Origin of the sequence: Haloparvum sedimenti, from assembly GCF_001462205.1 — an archaeon.
Classification (GTDB): Archaea; Halobacteriota; Halobacteria; order Halobacteriales; family Haloferacaceae; genus Haloparvum; species Haloparvum sedimenti.
In genome coordinates this window covers 1-19972 of sequence record NZ_LKIR01000059.1, presented here as the reverse complement: position 1 = coordinate 19972, position 19972 = coordinate 1, and the positions used below count along the sequence as shown (strand labels likewise).

The following is a 19972-nucleotide window of genomic DNA, read 5'->3' as shown; positions in this document are numbered from 1 at the left end:
GCACTTATTGTGGGGATGTCTGGCGTTTCCCTTTTCGATATTGGAACGCCGTTCTGGTCGCTTATTGGTGGTATATTGGTGTCTATCGTGGTCGAAACTGAAGACTGGGAGTGGTAAACACCAATAGCTATAAGAGAATTTGCGAGTGACTGTCGAACGTGACGTCGAGAAACTCAGACCAAATTAACCACTTGGTGACCGGTGCGGTGGACACGCACATGCACACAGCGCCTGGGGCTTTTCCACGGCATGATACTGACTTTTCGGCTGCACGGAAAGCCCAGCAGCATGATATGCGCGCTGTTGTTACAAAGAATCACCACTTTGAGACCGCGTCCCGCGCGATGAATGTCCGTGATGAGGTGGGATTCGATATGCGGGGTGGTATCACTCTGAATGAGTGGGTTGGGGGACTGAACCATCATGCCGTGGATGGTGTCTCAAACTTCAACGCTGATATCGTTTGGATGCCAACCATCACGGCCGCAAACCATCTAGAGAACGCTGCTGTTCAAATGTTCGAAGCGGAAGAAGATGAGAAGTCTGGCCTTTCTGTACTTGGCGACGATGGACACCTGACTCAGGAAACGTTAGATGTCCTTGACCGTATTGCGGAACACGACATGGTAATCGGCCTCTCACACTTGAGTCCGGAGGAATCAATCGCACTTGTTGATGAGGCAACTGATCGAGGTGTCGAAGAATTCCTTGTCCAACATCCCCACGCGAACTTCCTCAACTACACCCATGATCAGATGCGCACTATCACAGATCTTGGCGCAACTCTAGAATTCCACTACATCTGCATGAGCGAAATGATGGGGAACGCTGCAACGATTGACGATTATGTCGATGCTGTTGACGTTGTTGGGCCAGAAAACGCGGTGATGGCAACTGATGGTGGCGCTACAGCGAATCCGCCAGCGGTTGAACAGTTCAAGAATTTCATTAGAGATATGCTTGATGCGGGAGTCTCTGAAGCCGATATTGAGATGATGATCAAGGATAATCCAAAACGCATCTTCGATCTGGACTGAAACGCTTTCTCAACCAATCTCGTGGGATCTGCTGTTAGTAGACGCTTTACTGGAAATCTGGGGGGTATGCTATGACTTGCTGTCTGGATATCTCTGCCAATTCATCCACACCGCATTCGACGGGCTGATTGGGTATTTTACGTAATTGGTCGACGTTATCATCTCATCCGAGGTAGTTTGCTCCTTCTAATCTGGAACGATTTCCTTCTCTGATTTCACGCAGAAAACCGGGCTGGAATCAAGGTAGATGAAGCAAGCACATCTTCGAACCCTGCGTAGAAATGGCCAGTAGTGTGGCGCTGTAGACGAGCTCGGCCTTCAGAGACATCAATAGAACCGATACCTATTTGGTATAGCTGGAAGAGGTAACAGCCGTTCGCATACAATGTCCGAGGAAGTAGACCGCGAAATGGAGGAATACTTCGAGTCAATGCCATTCCTGAATAAGCTTGGAATCCAAAATGCCATTGTTAAGGATGGCACTGCAGAGTTCCATGTCCCATACGACGAAAGCATCACAAATCATACTGTGGTGCATGGAGGGGTTATGGCAACACTTGTCGATGCAGCCGTCGCTGGTGCCATCCATAGTGATGCTGAGGCGCCCCTGGACGAGATGGAACCGTTAACCATCGATATGGATGTAAACTATCACGCACCGGTTACGGAGGGCGAGATTGTTGCTACTGCCGAGCTTATTGATCGAGGAGGAACCATCGCTGTAGGCGAGGCTGAAGTCACAAACGGTGATGAACTGGTTTCTACCGGGAAGGCGACGTACTTCCAGAAGTGGAAATAACCGTCTCGTAGCATCGCAGCCGAATACTTTTACCTACCTTGTCCGTTGTTGGGAATGATATACCATGAATATGGGTCGGATATTCGCGCGAGCGGTCAAGCGCTACCCAGAGGAGACAGCGATCGTTGACCAGGAAGAAGACATCCGCTACACGTATCGCGAGTGGTATGACAAGACAACTGATCTTGCTGCAGCACTAACGCGATCTGGCGTTTCACCAGGTGACCGTGTCGCGGCGACGATGCGTAACCGGTCGGAACTAGCGACTATCTACTGCGCCACCCAATTAGTCGGTGCAGTGTTCATCCCGCTAAATTTCCGGTCATCTAGCGCAGAACTAGCGTATTTCATGAATAGCGCCGATCCCGATCTCCTTTTCCTCTCGAAGGACACTTCTGAGACGGTTACCGACGCTCGAACCGACTCTGAAGCGAGTTTTGAGGTTGTTTCTGTGGACGATGAAGTCGAGGACATAACGTCGTATGAGGAATTTATCGGAGACGGCGGAGCAGTGGACCCAACGTTTGTGGACCCTACGGAAACGAGCGCCATTCTTTTCACAGGTGGTACAACTGGTGACCCGAAAGGCGTCCCCCGTACCCATGTGAATACATACACCGCCGCAATGGCTCATGCCATCCAAACGTCGTGGTCCCAACGTGAGACAACTCTTGGGTTGATGTCGCTCTCACATACGATGGGTCTGCATACGCTTGCCGCAATACTCGTGCTTGGCGGGACTTGGATTGCCCAGCGTTCGTTTTCCGCAGCGGAGACTGTTGACCTCGTGGCATCAGAGAATATTACAAGTCTCTATCTCGTTCCGACCGTGTATCACGATCTCGTGAACTCAGCTGCGATTGAGGATGCGGAGCTAAACTCTGTACAGAGTGTCTCATTCGCTGGCGCAAGTATGACTATTCCCGTTGTTCGCCAGGTTGCCGACGTTTTCGACCCAGACGTATTCGTTAACCATTATGGCAGTACTGAAGTCTACACACACACCATCCGTGAGAACCTCACCGTTGAACCGGGTTCGACTGGTTATGCTGGTATAAATACTGAAATCCGTATCGTCGAACCAATGGATTTCGGGAATCTTAATCCGGAAAAGACAGTTGAACAAGGTGAACTTGGGGAAATTATCGTCGACGCGTCTTCACCAGAAGCTTTCGACGGTTACCTGACGGATGATTCAGATGAGGCGGCGCGAACGCTTGTAGATGGGTGGTTTTTCACCGGCGATCTCGGATACCGTGATGGTGATGGCGGTCTGTCTCTTGTCGGACGCGTGGATGATATGATAATCTCCGGTGGTGAAAACATCTACCCAGTTGAAGTTGAAGACGTTCTGGAGGCCCATGAGGTAGTCAGGGAAGCAGCGGTCGTTGGGCGTCCGAGCGAACGCTGGAATCAATCAGTGACGGCTTTCGTTACTCTTGACACAGATCCGGATACTGCGAACTTTGAGGCAATCGCTGCTACTCTCGATGAGTACTGTCGAAAAAGCGACGACCTTGCTGATTTCAAGCGTCCCCGAACCTACTTTTTCACTGAAGAACTTGCTAAAAGTAATGTTGGGAAAATTCTCCGAAAAGAGCTGCAAAAAGACGATGTTGATCTGCATGTGTATCGTACTGTTAGCATATAGTTAATAGACCAGCCCGCAGCTATCTTCTCTGCCTGCGGCCGTCCTCTGAATACCATTTCCGCATGGTTCCCTATTCCCGGACCAGTCTGTTACTAACATATGCCCGTAACACATCTCTCGGCCGACCCATAGATTTATATCCTCGATACCATATTTGGATAATGACGGAATCATGGATCTCAGTGACACGCAGACGATCGACAAGCCACGAGACCAGCTTTGGGATATCATCCTCGACCCGCAAACACTCGAAATGACAATTCCGGGTGCTCAGCACCTGGAGCGTGACGGTGACCACTACGAGGGATCACTTGAACGGGGTCTAGCGGGTATCTCGCTCACACTATCCGCAGACGTCGATATTACCGACCAAGACAAACCGAAGTGGATTGAAGTTGATATTGAGGGGACAGATAATACAATCAATAGCCGAGTGGATGGAAACGCCCGGGTTGAGTTCCAAGATGAGGGCGATGCGACGACGCTTGCCTACGATGTCCACTTTGACTTCTCCGGCAAACTCGCCTCGCTCGGCTCACGCATCATCAAGCGTAAGGCGAACAAGGACCTCAAAACGTTCTTCTCGAACCTTGAAACACATGTTGACGAGCAATCTGCGTCAGTCTAACACCGACACATCCCACTTCGGATAAAATCAACACAAGAGAGTGTTGACCGATTGGAATTGGTAAAACGACATAGAATGTCGAAGAAGTTTGGCAGCATACACCAGAAACGGAACCTTCATCGATTTATTGACGTGGCGTAGTACTCGGTGATTTCAAGAGAGCAACTTGTCCTTACGTATCGACGGGACCATGATGTCCCCCATTAGAAAGAATTACAACAGAAGAAGCGTAATTTCCACGAGTACGCGGTAGTCAATGCCAAGACCATAGATAACATGTATCCAAGCCAGTTCACACACGTTCCCGTTGAGAGCGTTGAGGAGGCACTTGATGCACTCCAAGAGTACGATGATTCGGAATTGATCGCCGGTGGACAAAGTCTCGTTCCCCTCCAGAAGACCCGATTTGCTTCACCAGAGTACCTTATTGACATTAGCGGCCTCGACAATCTCCGGTACGTCGAAGATACGGGCAACTCTGTCGAAGTTGGCGCCCTCGCCCGTCATACGGATATTGAGCGCGCTGACCCAATTGTAGAGTCTGTTTACCTATTCAGCGAATGTATCGGACAGATTGCTGACTGGCCGGTGAGAAACCAGGGAAGCTTCGGCGGGACCATCGCTGAAGCCGATCCTTCCGGAGACTATCTCCCAGTCCTTCAGGTCCTTAACCCGGATATCACTGTTCAGGGACTGGACGGAGAACGAACCATTCCATTTAACGAGTTCTATATTGGGATGTTCACCGTTGACCTTGAGGAGGGGGAACTCATCACGAGTGCGTCGCTTCCGAAACTGACGCCATCCGTTGAGGACGGTGGCATCGGAAGTACATATAAGAAACACGCGGAGCGTTCAGGTGACTATGCACTCGTTGGGGTCGCAGCAATCGTCGAGGTTGACGGTGATGACGTCATCACGAACGCGCGTCTGAGTATAGGTTCCGTTGGCCCACTCACTCAGGCAACCGAGGCTGAGAAGACTGTCGAGGGCACAACGCTTGAAAACGGTGTCCTGGATCAGGCTGAGGCAGCGGTTCGCGACGCCGTATTGCCGGACGAAGGAGGCTCAGAAGGCGAGTACAAAGAAGCGATGGCCGGCGAGTTCGCTGGTCGAGCAATCAAAACCGCGTACGAGCGCGCACTTGATAACTAATGAACGAAAAGAACCACGATATGACGTCGACGATAACAGTGACGGTGAACGGGACGGAGTACACACGGACAACTGAGGATCGTACACTCCTCGTGCATTTCCTACGAGAGGAACTCGGTCTTACCGGAACACACCAAGGCTGTGTTGTCGGAAAGTGTGGAGCGTGCACAGTTCTTCATGAGGGTGTGCCAAAAAAATCGTGCATGCTGTATGCCGCACAGGTTGATGGTGACGACCTCACCACTGTGGAAGGACTCGCAGATATCGCGGAATCTGAGGGTGTTGACCTGGAGACCCGCGAGGGTGCGACACTCCATCCCCTCCAGATGGGCTTTAAAGAAAAACATGGACTCCAATGTGGTTTCTGCACACCCGGATTCCTCATGACCTCCTACGCGCTACTCGAGGAGAACCCGGATCCAAGCGAGGAGGAGATCAAATCTGCAATCTCCGGGAATATCTGCCGCTGTACGGGCTATAACTCAATTGTCCAAAGCATCCAGTGGGCGGCTGATGAACTAGAGGGGGGCTCCCAGGAGACAGAAGCTACGACAGATGGAGGTGTTCCGACAGGTGGTTGCGGAGCAGACTGCTGCTGTCAGGCTGGAGGTGATTTCGATGAGTGAAGCACAGCCGGACGGCGAGTCTGAAGCTGCTGGAGTTTCTGGTGAGCAGTCTGAGGAGTACGTTGGGAAGGCGTTCGGTCGTCGCGAGGATGACCGTCTCGTCCGCGGAGAAGGAAAGTATATGGATGACTTCGAGCCGACAGGGAATGTCCACGCGCTCGCCATCCTCCGATCGCCACTTGCACATGGTGAAATTGAGGAGATTGATACATCTGCCGCAGAAGCACGATCTGATGTTACCGCTGTCATCACGGGTGAGACTCTTGTAGAGCATATGGATCCGTTCGCTGTCGGCGTCCAGAACCCACCGGAATACTACCCGATGGCAGTGGATAAGGTCCGGTATGACGGTGAACCGGTTGCAGCGGTCGTCGCAACCGGAAAATACGCCGCACAGGATGCCTTAGAAGATATTGACGTCTCCTATACCCGTCTCGATCCGGTGATGGATGAACTTGATGCAATTGAGGCGGATGCTCCGAAGCTCCATGAGGATGGGAACCTTGCGAATGAGCGCACGCTTGAGTACGGGCCGATTGAGGACGCATTCGAGAAGGCGGATCACGTTGTCGAGTCCGAATTTACATTCCCGCGCTACACAAGTTCCCCGATGGAGACGTACGGGGTGATTGCCGACTACGATCGCGGTCGTGACTCGGCAACGGTATGGTCGAACTTTCAGGGCCCGTTCACAATGCATCCAGTTGTTGCAGGAGCCCTCGGTATGAGCCAGGCTGATCTCCAGTTTAAAGTCCCCGCCGACAACGGAGGCAGTTTTGGGGTGAAGGCCCATGTTTACCCATATGTTGCGCTTGCGACTGTCGCGTCGAAAGTCGCTAATGTGCCGGTCAAATGGATTGAGAGTCGACGTGAACACCTTCGAGCGAGTGGCTGCCACACTGACCGAACTCAGCGCATGCGTGGAGCTGTCTCCGATGATGGCGATATCCTCGGCGTTCGAGTCGAACTCTACGATAATTTCGGGGCGTATGTGCGCGCCCCAGAGCCAGGAAACACATTTCGGCCACTCGCTAACTTCGTAAACACGTACGATTTCGACGCGTTCGGTGGCGATTTCTACGCGGTCCAGACAAACAAGTGCCCTGCGGGCCTCAATCGTGGATACGGCTGCCATCAGTACTACTTCGGACTTGAGCGGCTCGTCGATCAGATGGCTGAGGCCGTCAACATGGACCCGACGGTGTTTCGAGAACGGAACTTCATCGGCAGCGACGAGTTCCCGTACACAACGCCGATGGGTGGGGAGTACGACAGCGGTCGATATGCTGAAGCACTTGCGCGCGCAAAAGAACTCTTCGATTATGAGGACTATCGCCAACGACAGGCGGAAGCTCGCGAAGAGGGGAGCTATATAGGGATTGGTTGCGCCGCTGTCGTTGACCCGTCTGCGTCGAATATGGGGTACGTCGCCGCAGCACTCCCACCGGAAGAGCGCGAAAAGGGCAACCCAAAGTCCGGTGCGGCAAGCACTGTTACGATGATGGTACAGGCGGACGCGAGTATTGTCGTAGAACTTGACTCCGCACCGAACGGACAAGGCCACGAGACAACGGCCTCGCAAATCGCCGCGGATGAACTTGGCGTTGAGCCTGAAGCAATCACAGTTATCGCGGGGATGGATACAAATGAGAAGGCGTGGAGCGTTTCTTCGGGGACGTATTCATCCCGGTTCGGGACGATGGGGCATAGTGCCGTCCAAGGCGCGGCACAGGGTGTTGCAGCGAAGATGAGGCGTATCGCTGGCCACCTTCTTGATGTTGATTCTGCTGAAATCACACTCTCTGATGGACGGGCATATGGTCCGGAAGATTCTGTCTCCCTCCGACGGATTGCTGGCACTGCCCACTGGAATCCGGATGCACTTCCGGACGACGAGTCACCAGGGATTCGCGAGCAGTATACGTTTAGCCTCTCAAATTCGACACCAATTAATGAGGATGATACCATCAATTCCTCAGGGACGTACGGCTATGGTGTTCAACTCGTCGCCGTTGAGGTGGATGCGGCTACTGGCGAAATAGACATCCTTGACTATGTCGCGGTCCATGACTGTGGCACCGTCGTTAATCCCAATATCGTTGACGGACAGATCGAGGGAGGGATTTTCCATGGACTAGCCGGTGCGCTCTACGAGGAACTCGAGTACGACGACAACGGGACTCTCCAGTCAGATACTTATATGGACTACTCAGTGCCAACCGCCAAGGAAGCTCCCGAATACACGCTTGATCACTTGGAGACGCCGTCCCCAAAGACTCCACTGGGTTCAAAGGGAACCGGTGAGGCCGGTACGGAAGCCGCCCCCGCCGTTATCGGAAACGCCGTTAGTGATGCACTCGAACCCGCTGGTATCGAAATCACCTCTCTGCCACTCAAACCTCAGCGAGTTTGGAATATGCTTAACGACGCTGAGTCTGCCGAATAGTAGCTTACGGAACCTCCTTCTTGTTCGTTTTGTCATACCTATCTCAATTTGGTCCAGATTTCGTGGAACTCCCGAAGTGTTGACCAACATATATTACGGGATGCTGTCACTGATTCGGTAGTAAATCCCAAACCTCAAGCATCTACCTTCTCCTGCTGGTTGTATGGACCGTGTAGCAATCATCGGTGCGTCGATGACGGCGTTCGGCGACCGCGACGCGTGGGTGCGGGAGTTGCTGGCGGAGGCCGGCGACGCCGCCCTGCGGGACGCGGGCGTGGACGGCGACGACCTCGACCACCTCTACGTCTCGAACATGGCCAGCGGCGAGTTCGAGGGACAGACCGGCGTCCCGAACGCGCTCGCCCACGACCTCGGCGCGCTCGGCGCGTACACCCAGCGCGTCGACCAGACGAGCGCCTCCGGCGGCGCGGGCATCTACGCCGCGTGGCAGTCCGTCGCCTCCGGCGCCAGCGAGATGACGCTGCTCGTCGGCGGCGAGAAGATGACCCACAAAACCACCAGCGAGGCGACCGACGTCATCGCTAGCCTCACCCACCCCGTCGAGTACAAGCACGGCGCCACACTCCCTGGATTCGCCGGCTTAGCCGCACGCAAGTACCTCGACGAGTACGACGCGCCCCGCGAGAGCCTCGGGAAGGTCGCGGTGAAGAACCACCGCAACGGCGTCGACAACCCACACGCGCAGTTCCGCAAGGAAGTCGACCTGGAGACAGTCCTGAACTCGCCAATTATTGCAGATCCGTTGCGGTTGTACGACTTCTGTCCGATTACGGACGGGAGCGCGGCCCTCCTGTTCTGCCCGGAGTCGGTCGCCGAGGAGTACGCCGACGACTACGTGGTGGTCTCGGGCATCGGCGGCGCGACGGACACCCACGTCGTCCACGAGCGCGAGGACCCGACGACGATGCAGGGCGTCGTCGAGTCCTCGGAGGTCGCCTACGAGATGGCCGACCGCGGCCCTGAGGACGTCGACCTCGCGGAGCTCCACGACATGTTCACTATCTTGGAGTTCCTCCAGAGCGAGGACCTCGGCTTCTTCGAGAAGGGCGAGGGCTGGCAGGCCGTCGAGGACGGCGTCACCGACCGCGACGGCGACCTCCCAATCAACACCTCTGGGGGACTGAAGTCGAAGGGCCACCCGCTCGGTGCGAGCGGCGTCGCACAGGCGTACGAACTCTACGTGCAGTTGCTCGGCGAAGCGGGCGACCGGCAGGTCGAGGGGAGCGTCGGCCTCGCGTGTAACGTCGGCGGCTTCGATAACTGCGTGACCACCACCATCCTCGAACAGCCATGAGCTTCGACGCACACCGCTGCCCGAACGGCCACGTCACGTACCCCGGACACACGCGCTGTCCGGAGTGCGGGGAGGAACAGACCGAGACCGTCGACCTCGCCGAGCGCACCGGCACCGTCGTCACGTGGACGACCTCGCAGGCGACGCCGCCGGGCGTCCGCGAACCCAACCACCTCGCCATCGTCGAGTTCTCTGTCGAGGGCGAGAGCGTGCGCGCGCTCGGCCAGCTCACGACCGCCAACGGCGTCGAAATCGGCTCCGAGGTCGAACCCGTCTACGAAGAAGAGCTCCGCGACCCCGAGGCGGGCATCCGCGAGCCTGACAGCCAGGAGTGGGACGGCTACCGGTTCGAGCCAGTATAGCGGGTTTCCGTCTAACTCTTCTGTGCCTATTTAGAGCTGCTCTACGCATTCAGTGAATTAGTCGGCCGTTTAATTGACTACACAGTACTGACAGACGGGCGCATGTGGAACTTCCTGCGTCCGCAGCTTGATCCCCAAAGACGTCGTTCCGGAGGTACCATCTGGAGAGCAGAAGCGCCGTTATATGTAGTATAGTCAACTGGCAGTAGCCAAGAATCTGGGGCCAGTCTCTCCTGAGTAATGATGGGGTAATCCTACTGTCCGATACGGACATATGTCTGTAACATATTCTGGTTAACGACGGAAAGTTTTTCATTAGAGCACGTAGACCTGCTTATGCAGAAGAGTAGAATTAATTATGCACATGGGAAGGATTTTCGACCGGACCGTCGAGCGGTATCCAGAACGAACCGCTGTAGTGGACTCGGACGCTGACATCCGGTACACGTACGAAGCATGGAACGAGCGTGTTAATGACCTCGCATCAACGCTCGAAGCACGCGGTATCGAATCCGGAGATAGAGTTGGCGTCGTCATGCAGCCACGTGTTCAGGCGGGTACGATTTACTGGGCACTTCAGAAACTCGGTGCGGTCTTCACACCGTACAACATCCGTGCCGCTGCTGACGAACTACAGTATCTCGTAAATAACACGGAGCCAGATGTTCTAATCTACTCCTCGGTCGCTCGGGATGCTGTTGACAGAGCGCGAGACGAGTTCGACGATGAGAAAACTCTGGTCTACGTGGACGAAGACGTGCCTGAGTACGCGGAGTCCTTCGAAGACGTCGTTTCGGAGGGGACTGGTGATGTGGTGATTGCGGATGTCGAGACTGATGATACCAGCGTCATCCTTCACACAAGTGGCACAACAGGCCGCCCAAAGGGTGTCCCACGCAGCCATACAAACACGTATGCAGCGTCTACCGCGCATGCGATCCAATCCCGCTGGGTCGATAACGAAACGACGCTTGGGCTGATGCCAATCTATCACACGATGGGGCTCCGCACGCTTACGACCACCACAATTGTCGGAGGGACCTGGGTTGCCCAACGGTCATTCTCCCCCAAACAGACAGTTAACCTTGTAGAACAGGAGAACATCACGAGTCTCTACCTAGTTCCAACTGTCTTCCACGACCTCGTGAAACATGATGGGATATCGGACGCCAAGTTATCAAGTGTCCGTCGCCTCGGATACGCTGGCACGCCGATGACGGAGCCCGTTCAGCAACGGGTGCGTGAGATATTCGAGCCCGATGTGTTCGTTAACCACTATGGTAGTACCGAGGTCTACACGTACAGTATCTGCTCGTGGATTGACGAGAAACCTGGATCCGCGGGACGTGCGGGTATCAATACCCGTGTTCGGGTAGTGAAACCCGTTCAAGGAGAAACTGTTGACCCTGAAAAGACCGTGCAGCAGGGTGACCTCGGTGAGATTATTGTCGACGCATCATCCCCAGAGGCGTTTACTGGGTACCTCAACCAACCGGACGCCAACGACAAATCCTTCCAGGACAACTGGTACTTCACTGGCGACCTTGGGTACCGTGATGAGGACGGCGATCTCTTCGTTGTTGGCCGCGTTGACGATATGATTATCTCCGGCGGCGAAAATATCTATCCAGTTGAGGTTGAGAACGTCCTTGACGGTCACAGCGAGGTTAATGAAGTTGCTGTCGTTGGTCTTGATGACGAACGCTGGAATCAAGTCGTCACAGCATTCATTCAAACTGATATCAACGAGGGCTTTGATGATCTCGCCGAACGTCTAGATAGCTTCTGTCGAAGTAGTGAGGACCTTGCAACCTTCAAACGGCCTCGAAAGTACGTATTCGTCGAAGACATCGCGAAAAGCAACGTCGGCAAGGTCCTTCGGAGAAAGCTTGATACGGAGGATTTGAACACCGAAGTCTATGCAATCTCGGAGGTATGAATACTCTCTGGTGAACGTGTTCGTCGCTCAGAAATGCAACTCTCACGCCTGAATGCCGAAGCTTGCATCAAAAAAATCCTGGGCGTTCCGGAAGAATACGTCCTTTTTTTGATTGGGGAATATCTCCGTGATGCCTCTGAAAGCCGCCTCGTAGTTCTGTGGTCGAATAGGATAGTCCGTTCCGAACATGACCTGATCAGAAATCTCACGGAGCCGTTTCCTGGGAATGTCCCCATCACGAACGTCAATAAGGTCGTGGGTACTACTTCCAAGTGCAACTGCTGTGTCGAAGTAGACGTTATCGTAGCGGTTGGCTATCTCGAGGAATTCCGCTGTTTCAAAAAGCCCAAGATGTGGAATGCAAATGCGGAGATTGGGGAATCGAGATAGGACATGCGACAGAGGCGTGGGACCGAGGTCATTATCTCCACGATAGAAGGGATGTGTCGATGCGTGTGCGATGAGCGGCGCGTCTTCACTCACGAGGGTCTCGTACACTGGATCAAGTCGAGTATCACCGAGGGAGAACCCCTGAACGGGGCAGTGAATCTTTACTCCCTGAAGTCCCATTTCAAAAGCCTCCGCTACGACAGCGGCAGGGTCCTCGTCGTCAGCGTGGACCGTACCGAGACCAACAGCTTCTGGTAGCCGGGACTGCCATTCTGCTGCCATTTCGTTCAGTGACGTGGATACGCCAGGACGATGTGCGTACGGAAAGAATACGAAACCAGCTACTCTGTCTTGGAGGCGTTCAACGACTGTTTCTGGCGGAAGTACTGGGATTGACCAGGATTTTTTGGTGGCAAACCACTCGCTGATGGCTTCGAACAGGCGTTTAGGAAACAGATGGACATGTGAGTCGACAACGGGGCAGCTGGGCCAAACGCCTGGATTAGGATCTTGGGCTGTCACCTGTGATTTGCCAGTATTCATGCCCAACTACTTACTGATTTCCTCGCCATAACCGTTCCTGTTTTCGGAATCACATCTAATACGGATATCGACGACATCCCGGGTTCGTGATCGAACCTGGTTATTGAGGAATCTTCCGAGACCAAGACCGAATTTCTCGTTCAAGGAATACCTAAGTGGTCCCAACTATAAATTGCGGATATGGATCGAGACGATCCGTGGAGTGTTACAGACCGTTCCCTCCATGATACTCTCTACTCGTTACGTGAGGCTAACGCCACTGCAGCAGTTGCTACTGTCGTCGATGTAGAGGGGTCAGCGTACCGTCGGCCTGGTGCGAAACTCGTAGCCCCCGCTTCCGGGGACGCTATCGGGGCTATTACAGCAGGCTGCCTTGAAGGCCCTGTTGCTGACCTTGCTGCGGATGCCCGCGAGAGCGGCTCCATGATTGTCGAGACGTTCGATCTGATGGATGATGATGAGTGGGGGCTTGGACTCGGCTGTAATGGCGTTATTGATATACTCGTTGAACCGCTTGATGATTCATTCGACCCGCTACTTGCGGCGCTCAATAACCGTGAATCTGCAGCCGTAGTGACAGTAACTGACAGCACTGTACCTGATACTCCTGTTGGGTCACGTACGGTCATTACAGATGATGGTCCGCAAACCGGCACCGACCGTGCTGGGCTCCCCGATGATGTACTTACAGAAATACAGGATACCATAGCGAGTGCCCGAGAATCTGGATCAAGTACGGTTCTTACGGTTGAATACGAAGGTAACGAGCTCCAACTTTTCGTCGACGGCATCAAACCTGCGCCAGACCTCCTATTGTTTGGGGCACAAAATGACGTTCATGCAGTCGCACGGTTTGGATCGGACGCAGGATTCCGGGTAACAGTTGCATCTCCTCGTGGAGCACGTGCTGCTCGAGACCAATATCCACACGCTCATCGGGTTCAGTCAACCCATCCGACTGATGTTCCCGCAATCGTTGAGGACGACGAGAATACGTATGCTGTCCTATTATCGCATAACCTTGTGGATGATCGCCTCGCGCTTGAATCTCTCCTTGAGGAAACCGATGTGCCGTACATCGGATTGATGGGGCCAAACAAGCGTTTTGAAACCCTACAAGAGGAAGCTGCCGAAGAGGGCAAAATATTCACACAGGCGGAACTAAACCGTGTTGCGACGCCGGTCGGCCTTGACCTCGGGGATGGTAGCCCGGTTGGTATCGCGATTAGTATCATTTCGGAAGTGATGGCGGTCGCAAACGGCCGTAGTGGCGGGCAGCTTTCCGATCGATCTGAGCCGATTCACGTTTCTAACGACCCCACGTCTTAAGTCGAATAATAAGGAGAACTCTCGAAACGGTGCCACGTAACTAATTTCTGGCGTCCACAGCTGAAGCCCGTCGTTACGGTGTCCAGTGATGGATTAAATTTGATATATGCCGCGAGAGTGAGGACCGACTGAGTTGATGGGTCTCAACATTCACCCCTTCCTGCCCTTTCTTATCACTTCTAAATACAGTTAGCATGAGTTTTATTTTAGCGTTAAACGGTCACAGAAAGACGCCCAACTGGAAGTAGAAGCCTAGTTTATAACCCACGAATGACGCTAGTCCGGACCAGATCGAAGTTGACGAAACAGTGGTCCGTATTGACGGCCAGCCGGACTGGACGTACGCTGCGATCACAATCTCAACTCGAACGAAAGTCCTTCACATACCGCTGATCCAGACGAAAATAACGGCGCTAACTGAACAGTTCCTGCGGGGGATACACGAGAAACACGACGACAAAGACCGCGGTGTTTCTGGTCGATGGAGCCCGGCATCTCAAAGCAGCCTTGCTAAAAGTGGGATCCGATTTCAGACGGTTCATCATGGGCATCGGAATGCTGTTAAACGTATCTTTCGAGAGATAAAATAATAGACTTTCTCGCTCAGTAATAGTTTTCGGACGCGTCGAGCCAACGACGGGGGAACCGTGGTTGTAAGCCTTCGCCGTCTGGTAGGACTCGACAAATTAAACGCGATGGGCGTAACAGGAAAACATATTAAGGTACGTTACGATATCCTATCTTAACTATAAACCTACGCTGGATTTAACATGCTGTTCCTATATCTACGATCCTTCCATCATAACAAGCCCGTGAAACGCACTCTTACAGTGCTGGAACTAAAGTGACCTCTGACAGAATGGAAGATACACTGCCTGTTGTTGAACCACCCAGCGAGTATGAGGCGGACTCGGTAGTTGCGGGTGTCCTGCTTGCTGCGGGCATGAGTACCCGATATGGTGATGAAAATAAACTCCTCACTAAACTTGATAGCAGTTCGAGTCGTGCAATAGATGACTCCAATAAGACCCGGCGAAGTGATGGCATCCCAATAGTCCGGCAAAGTGCGATGACGCTAATCGACGCCGGGTTGGACCCGGTAGTCGTTATTGTCGGTCACCAAAGTACAAAGGTGATGGAGGCACTCACCGGACTGGACGTTACAATCGTTGAGAACCCGGATTATGAATCTGGGCAAGGATCTTCAGTTCGGGCGGGGATACGGGCACTCGGTACTGATGATAATGCTGTGGAGGCGGCGGTGTTTGCATTAGGGGATATGCCATTTATTCGTCCTGAGAGTGTACGTGCGCTTGTTTCAGCCTACGAGGCTGGTGTCGGATCTGCGCTTGCCGCTGGGTATAATAACGACCGCGGCAATCCAGTACTATTTGATCGCAAGCACTTTCCGAACCTAGCAGACTGCAAGGGCGACGTCGGCGGGAAGCACGTGTTGCTATCAGTTGATGACGCCGTAATTGTGAATACTGGTGATCCAGGTGTCCTTCGAGATATAAATCAACGTGAAGACCACATCTGAGAGAGCAATTGCTTCCTGTTATTGGGATATCTGGATCTTATAACGGGTATGTATTTAATTATGAACCGCCTCAATCGTCGCCCTTCCACCGAAAACTTGGGAACATCGTGTTGCTGTCGAGTTCATATCGGTTCTTGGACGCCGACGCCACACTGGGATCGTGGCTCGAGACCCCCCGTACTGGTCACTACCGACGACTAGCTGGCCGCGGACAGAGTATCGGAGGTACTCGTGGGCTTGGTTGTCTGTCGTAAGAGCGACCTGGTCGTGTTGCTTGGCAACGTGCTCGGCTTCCTCGAGGACCGTCGTGAGATAGGGTTCAGTCATCATTCGACGGAGGTCAGAATGCGCCTCCACCCCCCGAGGGCGCAGAAAAACTCCCTGTAGCTGATGGACTGGCTTTCACTCAGAATGACTGTTTATAGACACGGTGAATGCAGTGTTCGCGTAAGCGGTGCTATTTACAGATATGGGGACGCTACACTAGGTATGGTTGCCACGTACTCAATACTGTCACTACTGATCATCTTCGCGCTGTCGTTGTTGATTGTTCGTACCGGCTCGATTGCGCTGGAGATGACGGGCCTTTCACCAGATGTGGCCTCCTTCCAAGCCACGTCTGCGTTCTCTGGAGCCGGATATACGACCGAAGAGGCAGAACAGGCTATCACCACCGTCGGCCGCCGCAAAACCGTGAAGGCGCTCATTCGGCTCGGCAGTATTGGACTCCTCGGTGCAATTTCGTCACTTATCCTTTCGTTCACGCGAACTGGTGGCGACGACCTGTTGAACTTGCTGTATATTCTCGGTGGCGCCGGTGTGATCATTCTGTTCGCACGAAGTCGGTGGTTCAACCGCCTCGTGACGCCGCTTATTGAGTGGGCGCTGAGTGAGACGACAGAGTTGGAGATCTCGGATTACGCCCAGTTACTCGGTCTGCAACGCGAATATCGTGTAGCGGAGGTGGAAATCAACGAGGGTGATTGGTTGGCAGGGGAGTCGATTTCGGAGCTGGATTTACCACGCGAAGGGGTGTTGATACTCGGCATCCGTCGTGGTGATTCATATATTGGTGCGCCGCAACCAGATACGGAGACGAAACCGGACGACACGCTCGTCCTCTATGGGAAACAAGACCGTCTCAAAGAATTGTCAGACCGGCTCAGTGGTGATGCAGAGGCTCGGGAAGGTGCTGTTGAAGACCACGAGGAAACGCTCGAAGAGCAAAAACAGCTCATTGAACAATAATAGGAATCACACCCCGAATTTGACCTCCTGATTAGGACGTAGAATTGATTGAAAGAGTGGCGACATCACATTTGGATTAACCAACAATACAAAACTACGCATCCCTCTGTTGGTTAATCGAATGGGCGAGAGAATTATTCCTCGAGCACGTCGATGACCTCTTCTGCTGTGGAACTGATCCGGCCGAGTCGGTCGCGAACGACCTCGGGATCGTCCGACTCCCACGCGGCGAGGTAGAACGCCGACCCGCTGGTGTCCAACCCACAGTAGCGCCCGACGACGTACGCGACGGCTTCGGCCTCGACTTCGCGTTTTGCCCGCTCGGTGTCGTCGTCGATGTCGAAGTGGAGCAGAGCGTGGGCGTACTCGTGAATCAGCGTCCGCGCGAGGTCGGCCTCGTTCTCCCGATCACGCACCTCGACGAGCGGCTGAACGTCGACGAGGCTCAGCTGCTCACAGATACCCTTCGCCTCGCCGTGGGTCCAGTCTTCGTCGGGAACGATCCGCACCGTCACGCCGAGGTCGTCAGCGGCGGCAGTCAACTGTTCGACGAGGTCGTCGGGGTCCCCGGTCGCTTCTGTGTCCAGGTCGGGAAGCGGCTCACCTTCGGTCTGGGAGACGTCGAACACCGGCGCGGGCTTGAACCCGACCAGGCCCTCGGACCACTCTTCGGGCGGCGTCTCGTCGTACTCACAATCGCTGTCCTCGTGGTAGCTCGGCGAGTTCTCGCACTCCGGGCACTGTTTCGCGATGATTGGCGCCCAGATCCAGATGGCCGACTCACCCTCTTTGACGTGACGGTCGAACTCCTCCTGCCACGTCCGGTAGCCAGCCACGCGGGTTGCCTCGGGACACTGCCGCTTGATGAGGAGCGTGTTCCGGTAGGAGTAGTCGTGGAACCGACTCTGGACGTCGAGCCACTCCTGGAACTCTGCGCTGGCCTGCGCGTCGTCGACGCCGGCGACGAGGTCGTCGATCCACTGTTCGATCGTACTGTTCATCTCGTCGGATCGCGTGTCGGTCTGGTCGAAGGAGACCGACGAGTCTCTGGTCGTGGACATCGTGTTCACCGAATCGAGTTCACGGCGACTGCGTCTGTTTAGACCGCGCCGCACCCCTCAGGGGCGTTCAAAAAACCGCTCTGTCGGTCAGCGGAGCTCGTGGCGTTCGTCCGCAAAGCCAACCGTGACGAGGTACTCGAGGAACTCGTCGAACCGCTCGACGTCACTGGGCGTGTCGGTCGCAAGATGACGCGCCCACTCGATGGCCCACTGGAAGGCGGGATCCGTGCCGCCCTTGCCGTGAATGTACCACCACCGGGCCGCCTTGAGAACCACTATGGGATTCGTCGGCGGCTGCTCACCGGCGAGCCCACGGGTGATGGATTCGATTTCGTCGGGGACGTCGGCGGGATCGACCTCCGCTGATTGCGTGTTGTCGATATCGACGGGAATATCGTCGACCGAGACGTTATCGGGACTCTGTTGTTGACTCACTGGAAGTCACCTCTGAGAGCTTTCGAAGGAGCCCTCGCCCTCTCTGGGGGCACGAAAAACAGGTCGCGAAGTCACGTCGGCGGGAGGTAGACGCCCTGTTCGCCGGCAGTTACCTTTGTGCTGAACGTGGGACTTCGCTTGTTAGTCAACTACTGGTTGGACTGGCAGCCGTTCGAGGCGGCGATGGCACGGGATACAGAGAGTCAGCAGGTTACTCGGCATATCTGCATCGTCGACCGACTGGTCTGGGTCGTTGTAGAACCGGCGTCGAGGGATCCGGTGGTGAACCGGGAGATCACGTCCGAACTTCTCGCGGTGAGCTTCGCGGTCCATACCGCAGCGCAGACAGGACTCGTTGTCACGGGTGATGATCTCCTCACGAATCTGTGGCCAGTTCGAGCCAAACGGAACTGTCTCAGTATCTGACTGACGGTAGTTTTCTAGATAGTCCGGGTCGGCCGATTGAAGGGCTGTTCGCCACGTTCCGAATTCACGCTGATACGGATCGATGGTGAAATTCCCGTGTTCGTTCATTTCCGTCGTTGTCGGTGGGTGGCCCAGCTCATTCGCAACAGCCCGCAATTCGGCTAATAACTCCTCCCGTGGGATTCGCCACCGCTCATTCGGCTCGAAGCCGGCAGCTCGGAGAGCTTCATTCCACGAACCGAATTGTTCCTGATAGACTGCTGCACTCCAATTCCCTTGATTCCGCATCTCATCCTTCCGAGGGACATGACCTAGCTCTTCGGCGAGACTGTTGAGTTCGGATATCAGATCATCTTCGCTCACATTCCACACGGAATGGACTTCCAACCCAGCCTGTCGAAGAGCACGATTCCAGGTTCCAAACGCTCGCTTGTACGAATCCGAGGTGTAGGGGCCACTCCGGTCCATCTCATCTGTTGTGGGCGGCCGACCTAGAGTTTCAGCGAACCCCTGTAAGGCAGTAGTGAGTGTCTCTTCGGAGAGGTTCATTTCGACGTTCGGTTCAAAACCGGCCGCTCGTAGTGCTGAATTCCACCCTCCAAATCGCTTGCAGTATGTCTTCACCGAATACTCTCCATGAACACCGTATTCGCGCTCTGACGGAGTTCCCCCTACAATGTCAGCAACCGATTTGAGATCTGCGAGAAGATCCTCTTCGGGGGTCAGTGGTCGTCCGTTTGGATCGTTCGTTCCGGTTTGAAGTCCGGCTGCCTCGAGTGCGTTATTCCACGACTCGAACCGATTCCCGTACGTCTTCGAAGCATGAGGCCCCGAATCGTCCATCTCACTCTGCGACGGGGGACGACCGAGTTCCTCAGCGAACTTCTGGAGCCGATTGAGGAGTTCATCGTCTGAGTACAGCTTCTTGCCCATGATTTCTGAGGGGCCGTGTTTAATCACCTGAAGGGAGTGGAATTTGCTGTTCCGCGGCCTTCCTGATGTTGTATACTGCACACATCAGCGCAAGTTCACGGAATTCTCG

17 protein-coding genes are annotated in these 19972 nt (G+C 54.4%); 13 read left to right on the top strand and 4 right to left on the bottom strand.

What is annotated here, in order from left to right; all coding sequences use genetic code 11:
• The first annotated feature begins 158 nt into the window (after positions 1–158).
• From AN233_RS03340 to AN233_RS03295, 10 genes are all read left to right on the top strand, one after another.
• The gene (locus AN233_RS03340; RefSeq protein WP_125919966.1) at positions 159–1037 is read left to right on the top strand and encodes a DUF6282 family protein; all 879 of its coding nucleotides are present in this window, start codon (positions 159–161) and stop codon (positions 1035–1037) included.
• Between the two features lie 385 nt (positions 1038–1422).
• Entirely contained in the window at positions 1423–1836 is a 414-nt protein-coding gene (locus AN233_RS03335) for a PaaI family thioesterase (RefSeq protein WP_080508331.1), read from the top strand.
• Positions 1837–1900: 64 nt separating this feature from the next.
• The gene (locus tag AN233_RS16225; protein ID WP_080508330.1) at positions 1901–3487 is read left to right on the top strand and encodes an AMP-binding protein; all 1587 of its coding nucleotides are present in this window, start codon (positions 1901–1903) and stop codon (positions 3485–3487) included.
• Between the two features lie 172 nt (positions 3488–3659).
• Positions 3660–4115 (top strand): CoxG family protein, encoded by a 456-nt coding sequence (locus AN233_RS03325; RefSeq protein ID WP_058365431.1) that lies wholly within the window; start codon positions 3660–3662, stop codon positions 4113–4115.
• A 276-nt stretch (positions 4116–4391) separates the two neighbouring features.
• Positions 4392–5270 carry an FAD binding domain-containing protein gene (locus AN233_RS03320; RefSeq protein WP_058365430.1) on the top strand — a complete coding sequence of 293 codons (879 nt, stop codon included), beginning with the start codon at positions 4392–4394 and terminating at the stop codon, positions 5268–5270.
• Positions 5270–5896 (top strand): (2Fe-2S)-binding protein, encoded by a 627-nt coding sequence (locus AN233_RS16220; RefSeq protein ID WP_245625988.1) that lies wholly within the window; start codon positions 5270–5272, stop codon positions 5894–5896. Before AN233_RS03320 ends, AN233_RS16220 begins: the two co-directional genes overlap by 1 nt.
• Entirely contained in the window at positions 5889–8342 is a 2454-nt protein-coding gene (locus tag AN233_RS16215) for a xanthine dehydrogenase family protein molybdopterin-binding subunit (protein ID WP_176696630.1), read from the top strand. The genes AN233_RS16220 and AN233_RS16215 overlap by 8 nt, the downstream gene beginning before the upstream one ends.
• 163 nt (positions 8343–8505) lie before the next feature.
• Positions 8506–9657, top strand: a complete 1152-nt coding sequence (locus AN233_RS03305; protein ID WP_058365427.1) for a thiolase family protein — start codon at positions 8506–8508, stop codon at positions 9655–9657.
• On the top strand, positions 9654–10019 hold the full coding sequence (locus AN233_RS03300) for a Zn-ribbon domain-containing OB-fold protein (protein WP_058365426.1): 366 nt from the start codon (positions 9654–9656) through the stop codon (positions 10017–10019). Before AN233_RS03305 ends, AN233_RS03300 begins: the two co-directional genes overlap by 4 nt.
• Before the next feature lie 364 nt (positions 10020–10383).
• Entirely contained in the window at positions 10384–11958 is a 1575-nt protein-coding gene (locus tag AN233_RS03295) for an AMP-binding protein (protein WP_058365425.1), read from the top strand.
• A 42-nt stretch (positions 11959–12000) separates the two neighbouring features.
• Here AN233_RS03295 and AN233_RS16210 read toward each other — a convergent pair whose 3' ends face one another.
• The gene (locus tag AN233_RS16210; protein ID WP_080508326.1) at positions 12001–12891 is read right to left on the bottom strand and encodes an amidohydrolase family protein; all 891 of its coding nucleotides are present in this window, start codon (positions 12889–12891) and stop codon (positions 12001–12003) included.
• Between the two features lie 180 nt (positions 12892–13071).
• On the opposite strand from AN233_RS16210, the gene AN233_RS16205 reads away from it, so the two are divergent.
• From AN233_RS16205 to AN233_RS03285, 3 genes are all read left to right on the top strand, one after another.
• Positions 13072–14220, top strand: coding sequence for an XdhC family protein (locus AN233_RS16205; RefSeq protein ID WP_080508325.1), 1149 nt, complete (start codon positions 13072–13074; stop codon positions 14218–14220).
• An 859-nt stretch (positions 14221–15079) separates the two neighbouring features.
• On the top strand, positions 15080–15760 hold the full coding sequence (locus AN233_RS16200) for a nucleotidyltransferase family protein (protein ID WP_080508324.1): 681 nt from the start codon (positions 15080–15082) through the stop codon (positions 15758–15760).
• Positions 15761–16249: 489 nt separating this feature from the next.
• Positions 16250–17008 carry a potassium channel family protein gene (locus AN233_RS03285; RefSeq protein ID WP_058365423.1) on the top strand — a complete coding sequence of 253 codons (759 nt, stop codon included), beginning with the start codon at positions 16250–16252 and terminating at the stop codon, positions 17006–17008.
• A gap of 134 nt (positions 17009–17142) precedes the next feature.
• On the opposite strand, the gene AN233_RS03280 is transcribed toward AN233_RS03285, so the two are convergent.
• The 3 genes from AN233_RS03280 to AN233_RS16720 all read right to left on the bottom strand — a co-directional run bounded on the left by AN233_RS03280 (position 17143) and on the right by AN233_RS16720 (position 19863).
• On the bottom strand, positions 17143–18069 hold the full coding sequence (locus tag AN233_RS03280) for an ArdC-like ssDNA-binding domain-containing protein (protein ID WP_058365436.1): 927 nt from the start codon (positions 18067–18069) through the stop codon (positions 17143–17145).
• An 87-nt stretch (positions 18070–18156) separates the two neighbouring features.
• Complete coding sequence (locus tag AN233_RS03275) at positions 18157–18504, bottom strand: hypothetical protein (RefSeq protein ID WP_058365422.1); 348 nt, start codon at positions 18502–18504, stop codon at positions 18157–18159.
• Positions 18505–18645: 141 nt separating this feature from the next.
• Positions 18646–19863: a homing endonuclease associated repeat-containing protein gene (locus tag AN233_RS16720; RefSeq protein WP_176696629.1), complete on the bottom strand. Its 1218-nt coding sequence runs from the start codon at positions 19861–19863 to the stop codon at positions 18646–18648.
• Positions 19864–19972 lie beyond the last annotated feature (109 nt).

Coding starts and splice junctions, on each gene's coding strand:
- AN233_RS03335 (WP_080508331.1), top strand. CDS start 1,423: ATGTCCGAGGAAGTAGACCGCGAAATGGAGGAATACTTCGAGTCAATG.
- AN233_RS16225 (WP_080508330.1), top strand. CDS start 1,901: ATGAATATGGGTCGGATATTCGCGCGAGCGGTCAAGCGCTACCCAGAG.
- AN233_RS03325 (WP_058365431.1), top strand. CDS start 3,660: ATGGATCTCAGTGACACGCAGACGATCGACAAGCCACGAGACCAGCTT.
- AN233_RS03320 (WP_058365430.1), top strand. CDS start 4,392: ATGTATCCAAGCCAGTTCACACACGTTCCCGTTGAGAGCGTTGAGGAG.
- AN233_RS16220 (WP_245625988.1), top strand. CDS start 5,270: ATGAACGAAAAGAACCACGATATGACGTCGACGATAACAGTGACGGTG.
- AN233_RS16215 (WP_176696630.1), top strand. CDS start 5,889: ATGAGTGAAGCACAGCCGGACGGCGAGTCTGAAGCTGCTGGAGTTTCT.
- AN233_RS03305 (WP_058365427.1), top strand. CDS start 8,506: ATGGACCGTGTAGCAATCATCGGTGCGTCGATGACGGCGTTCGGCGAC.
- AN233_RS03300 (WP_058365426.1), top strand. CDS start 9,654: ATGAGCTTCGACGCACACCGCTGCCCGAACGGCCACGTCACGTACCCC.
- AN233_RS03295 (WP_058365425.1), top strand. CDS start 10,384: ATGGGAAGGATTTTCGACCGGACCGTCGAGCGGTATCCAGAACGAACC.
- AN233_RS16210 (WP_080508326.1), bottom strand. CDS start 12,891: ATGAATACTGGCAAATCACAGGTGACAGCCCAAGATCCTAATCCAGGC.
- AN233_RS16205 (WP_080508325.1), top strand. CDS start 13,072: ATGGATCGAGACGATCCGTGGAGTGTTACAGACCGTTCCCTCCATGAT.
- AN233_RS16200 (WP_080508324.1), top strand. CDS start 15,080: ATGGAAGATACACTGCCTGTTGTTGAACCACCCAGCGAGTATGAGGCG.
- AN233_RS03285 (WP_058365423.1), top strand. CDS start 16,250: ATGGTTGCCACGTACTCAATACTGTCACTACTGATCATCTTCGCGCTG.
- AN233_RS03280 (WP_058365436.1), bottom strand. CDS start 18,069: ATGTCCACGACCAGAGACTCGTCGGTCTCCTTCGACCAGACCGACACG.
- AN233_RS16720 (WP_176696629.1), bottom strand. CDS start 19,863: ATGGGCAAGAAGCTGTACTCAGACGATGAACTCCTCAATCGGCTCCAG.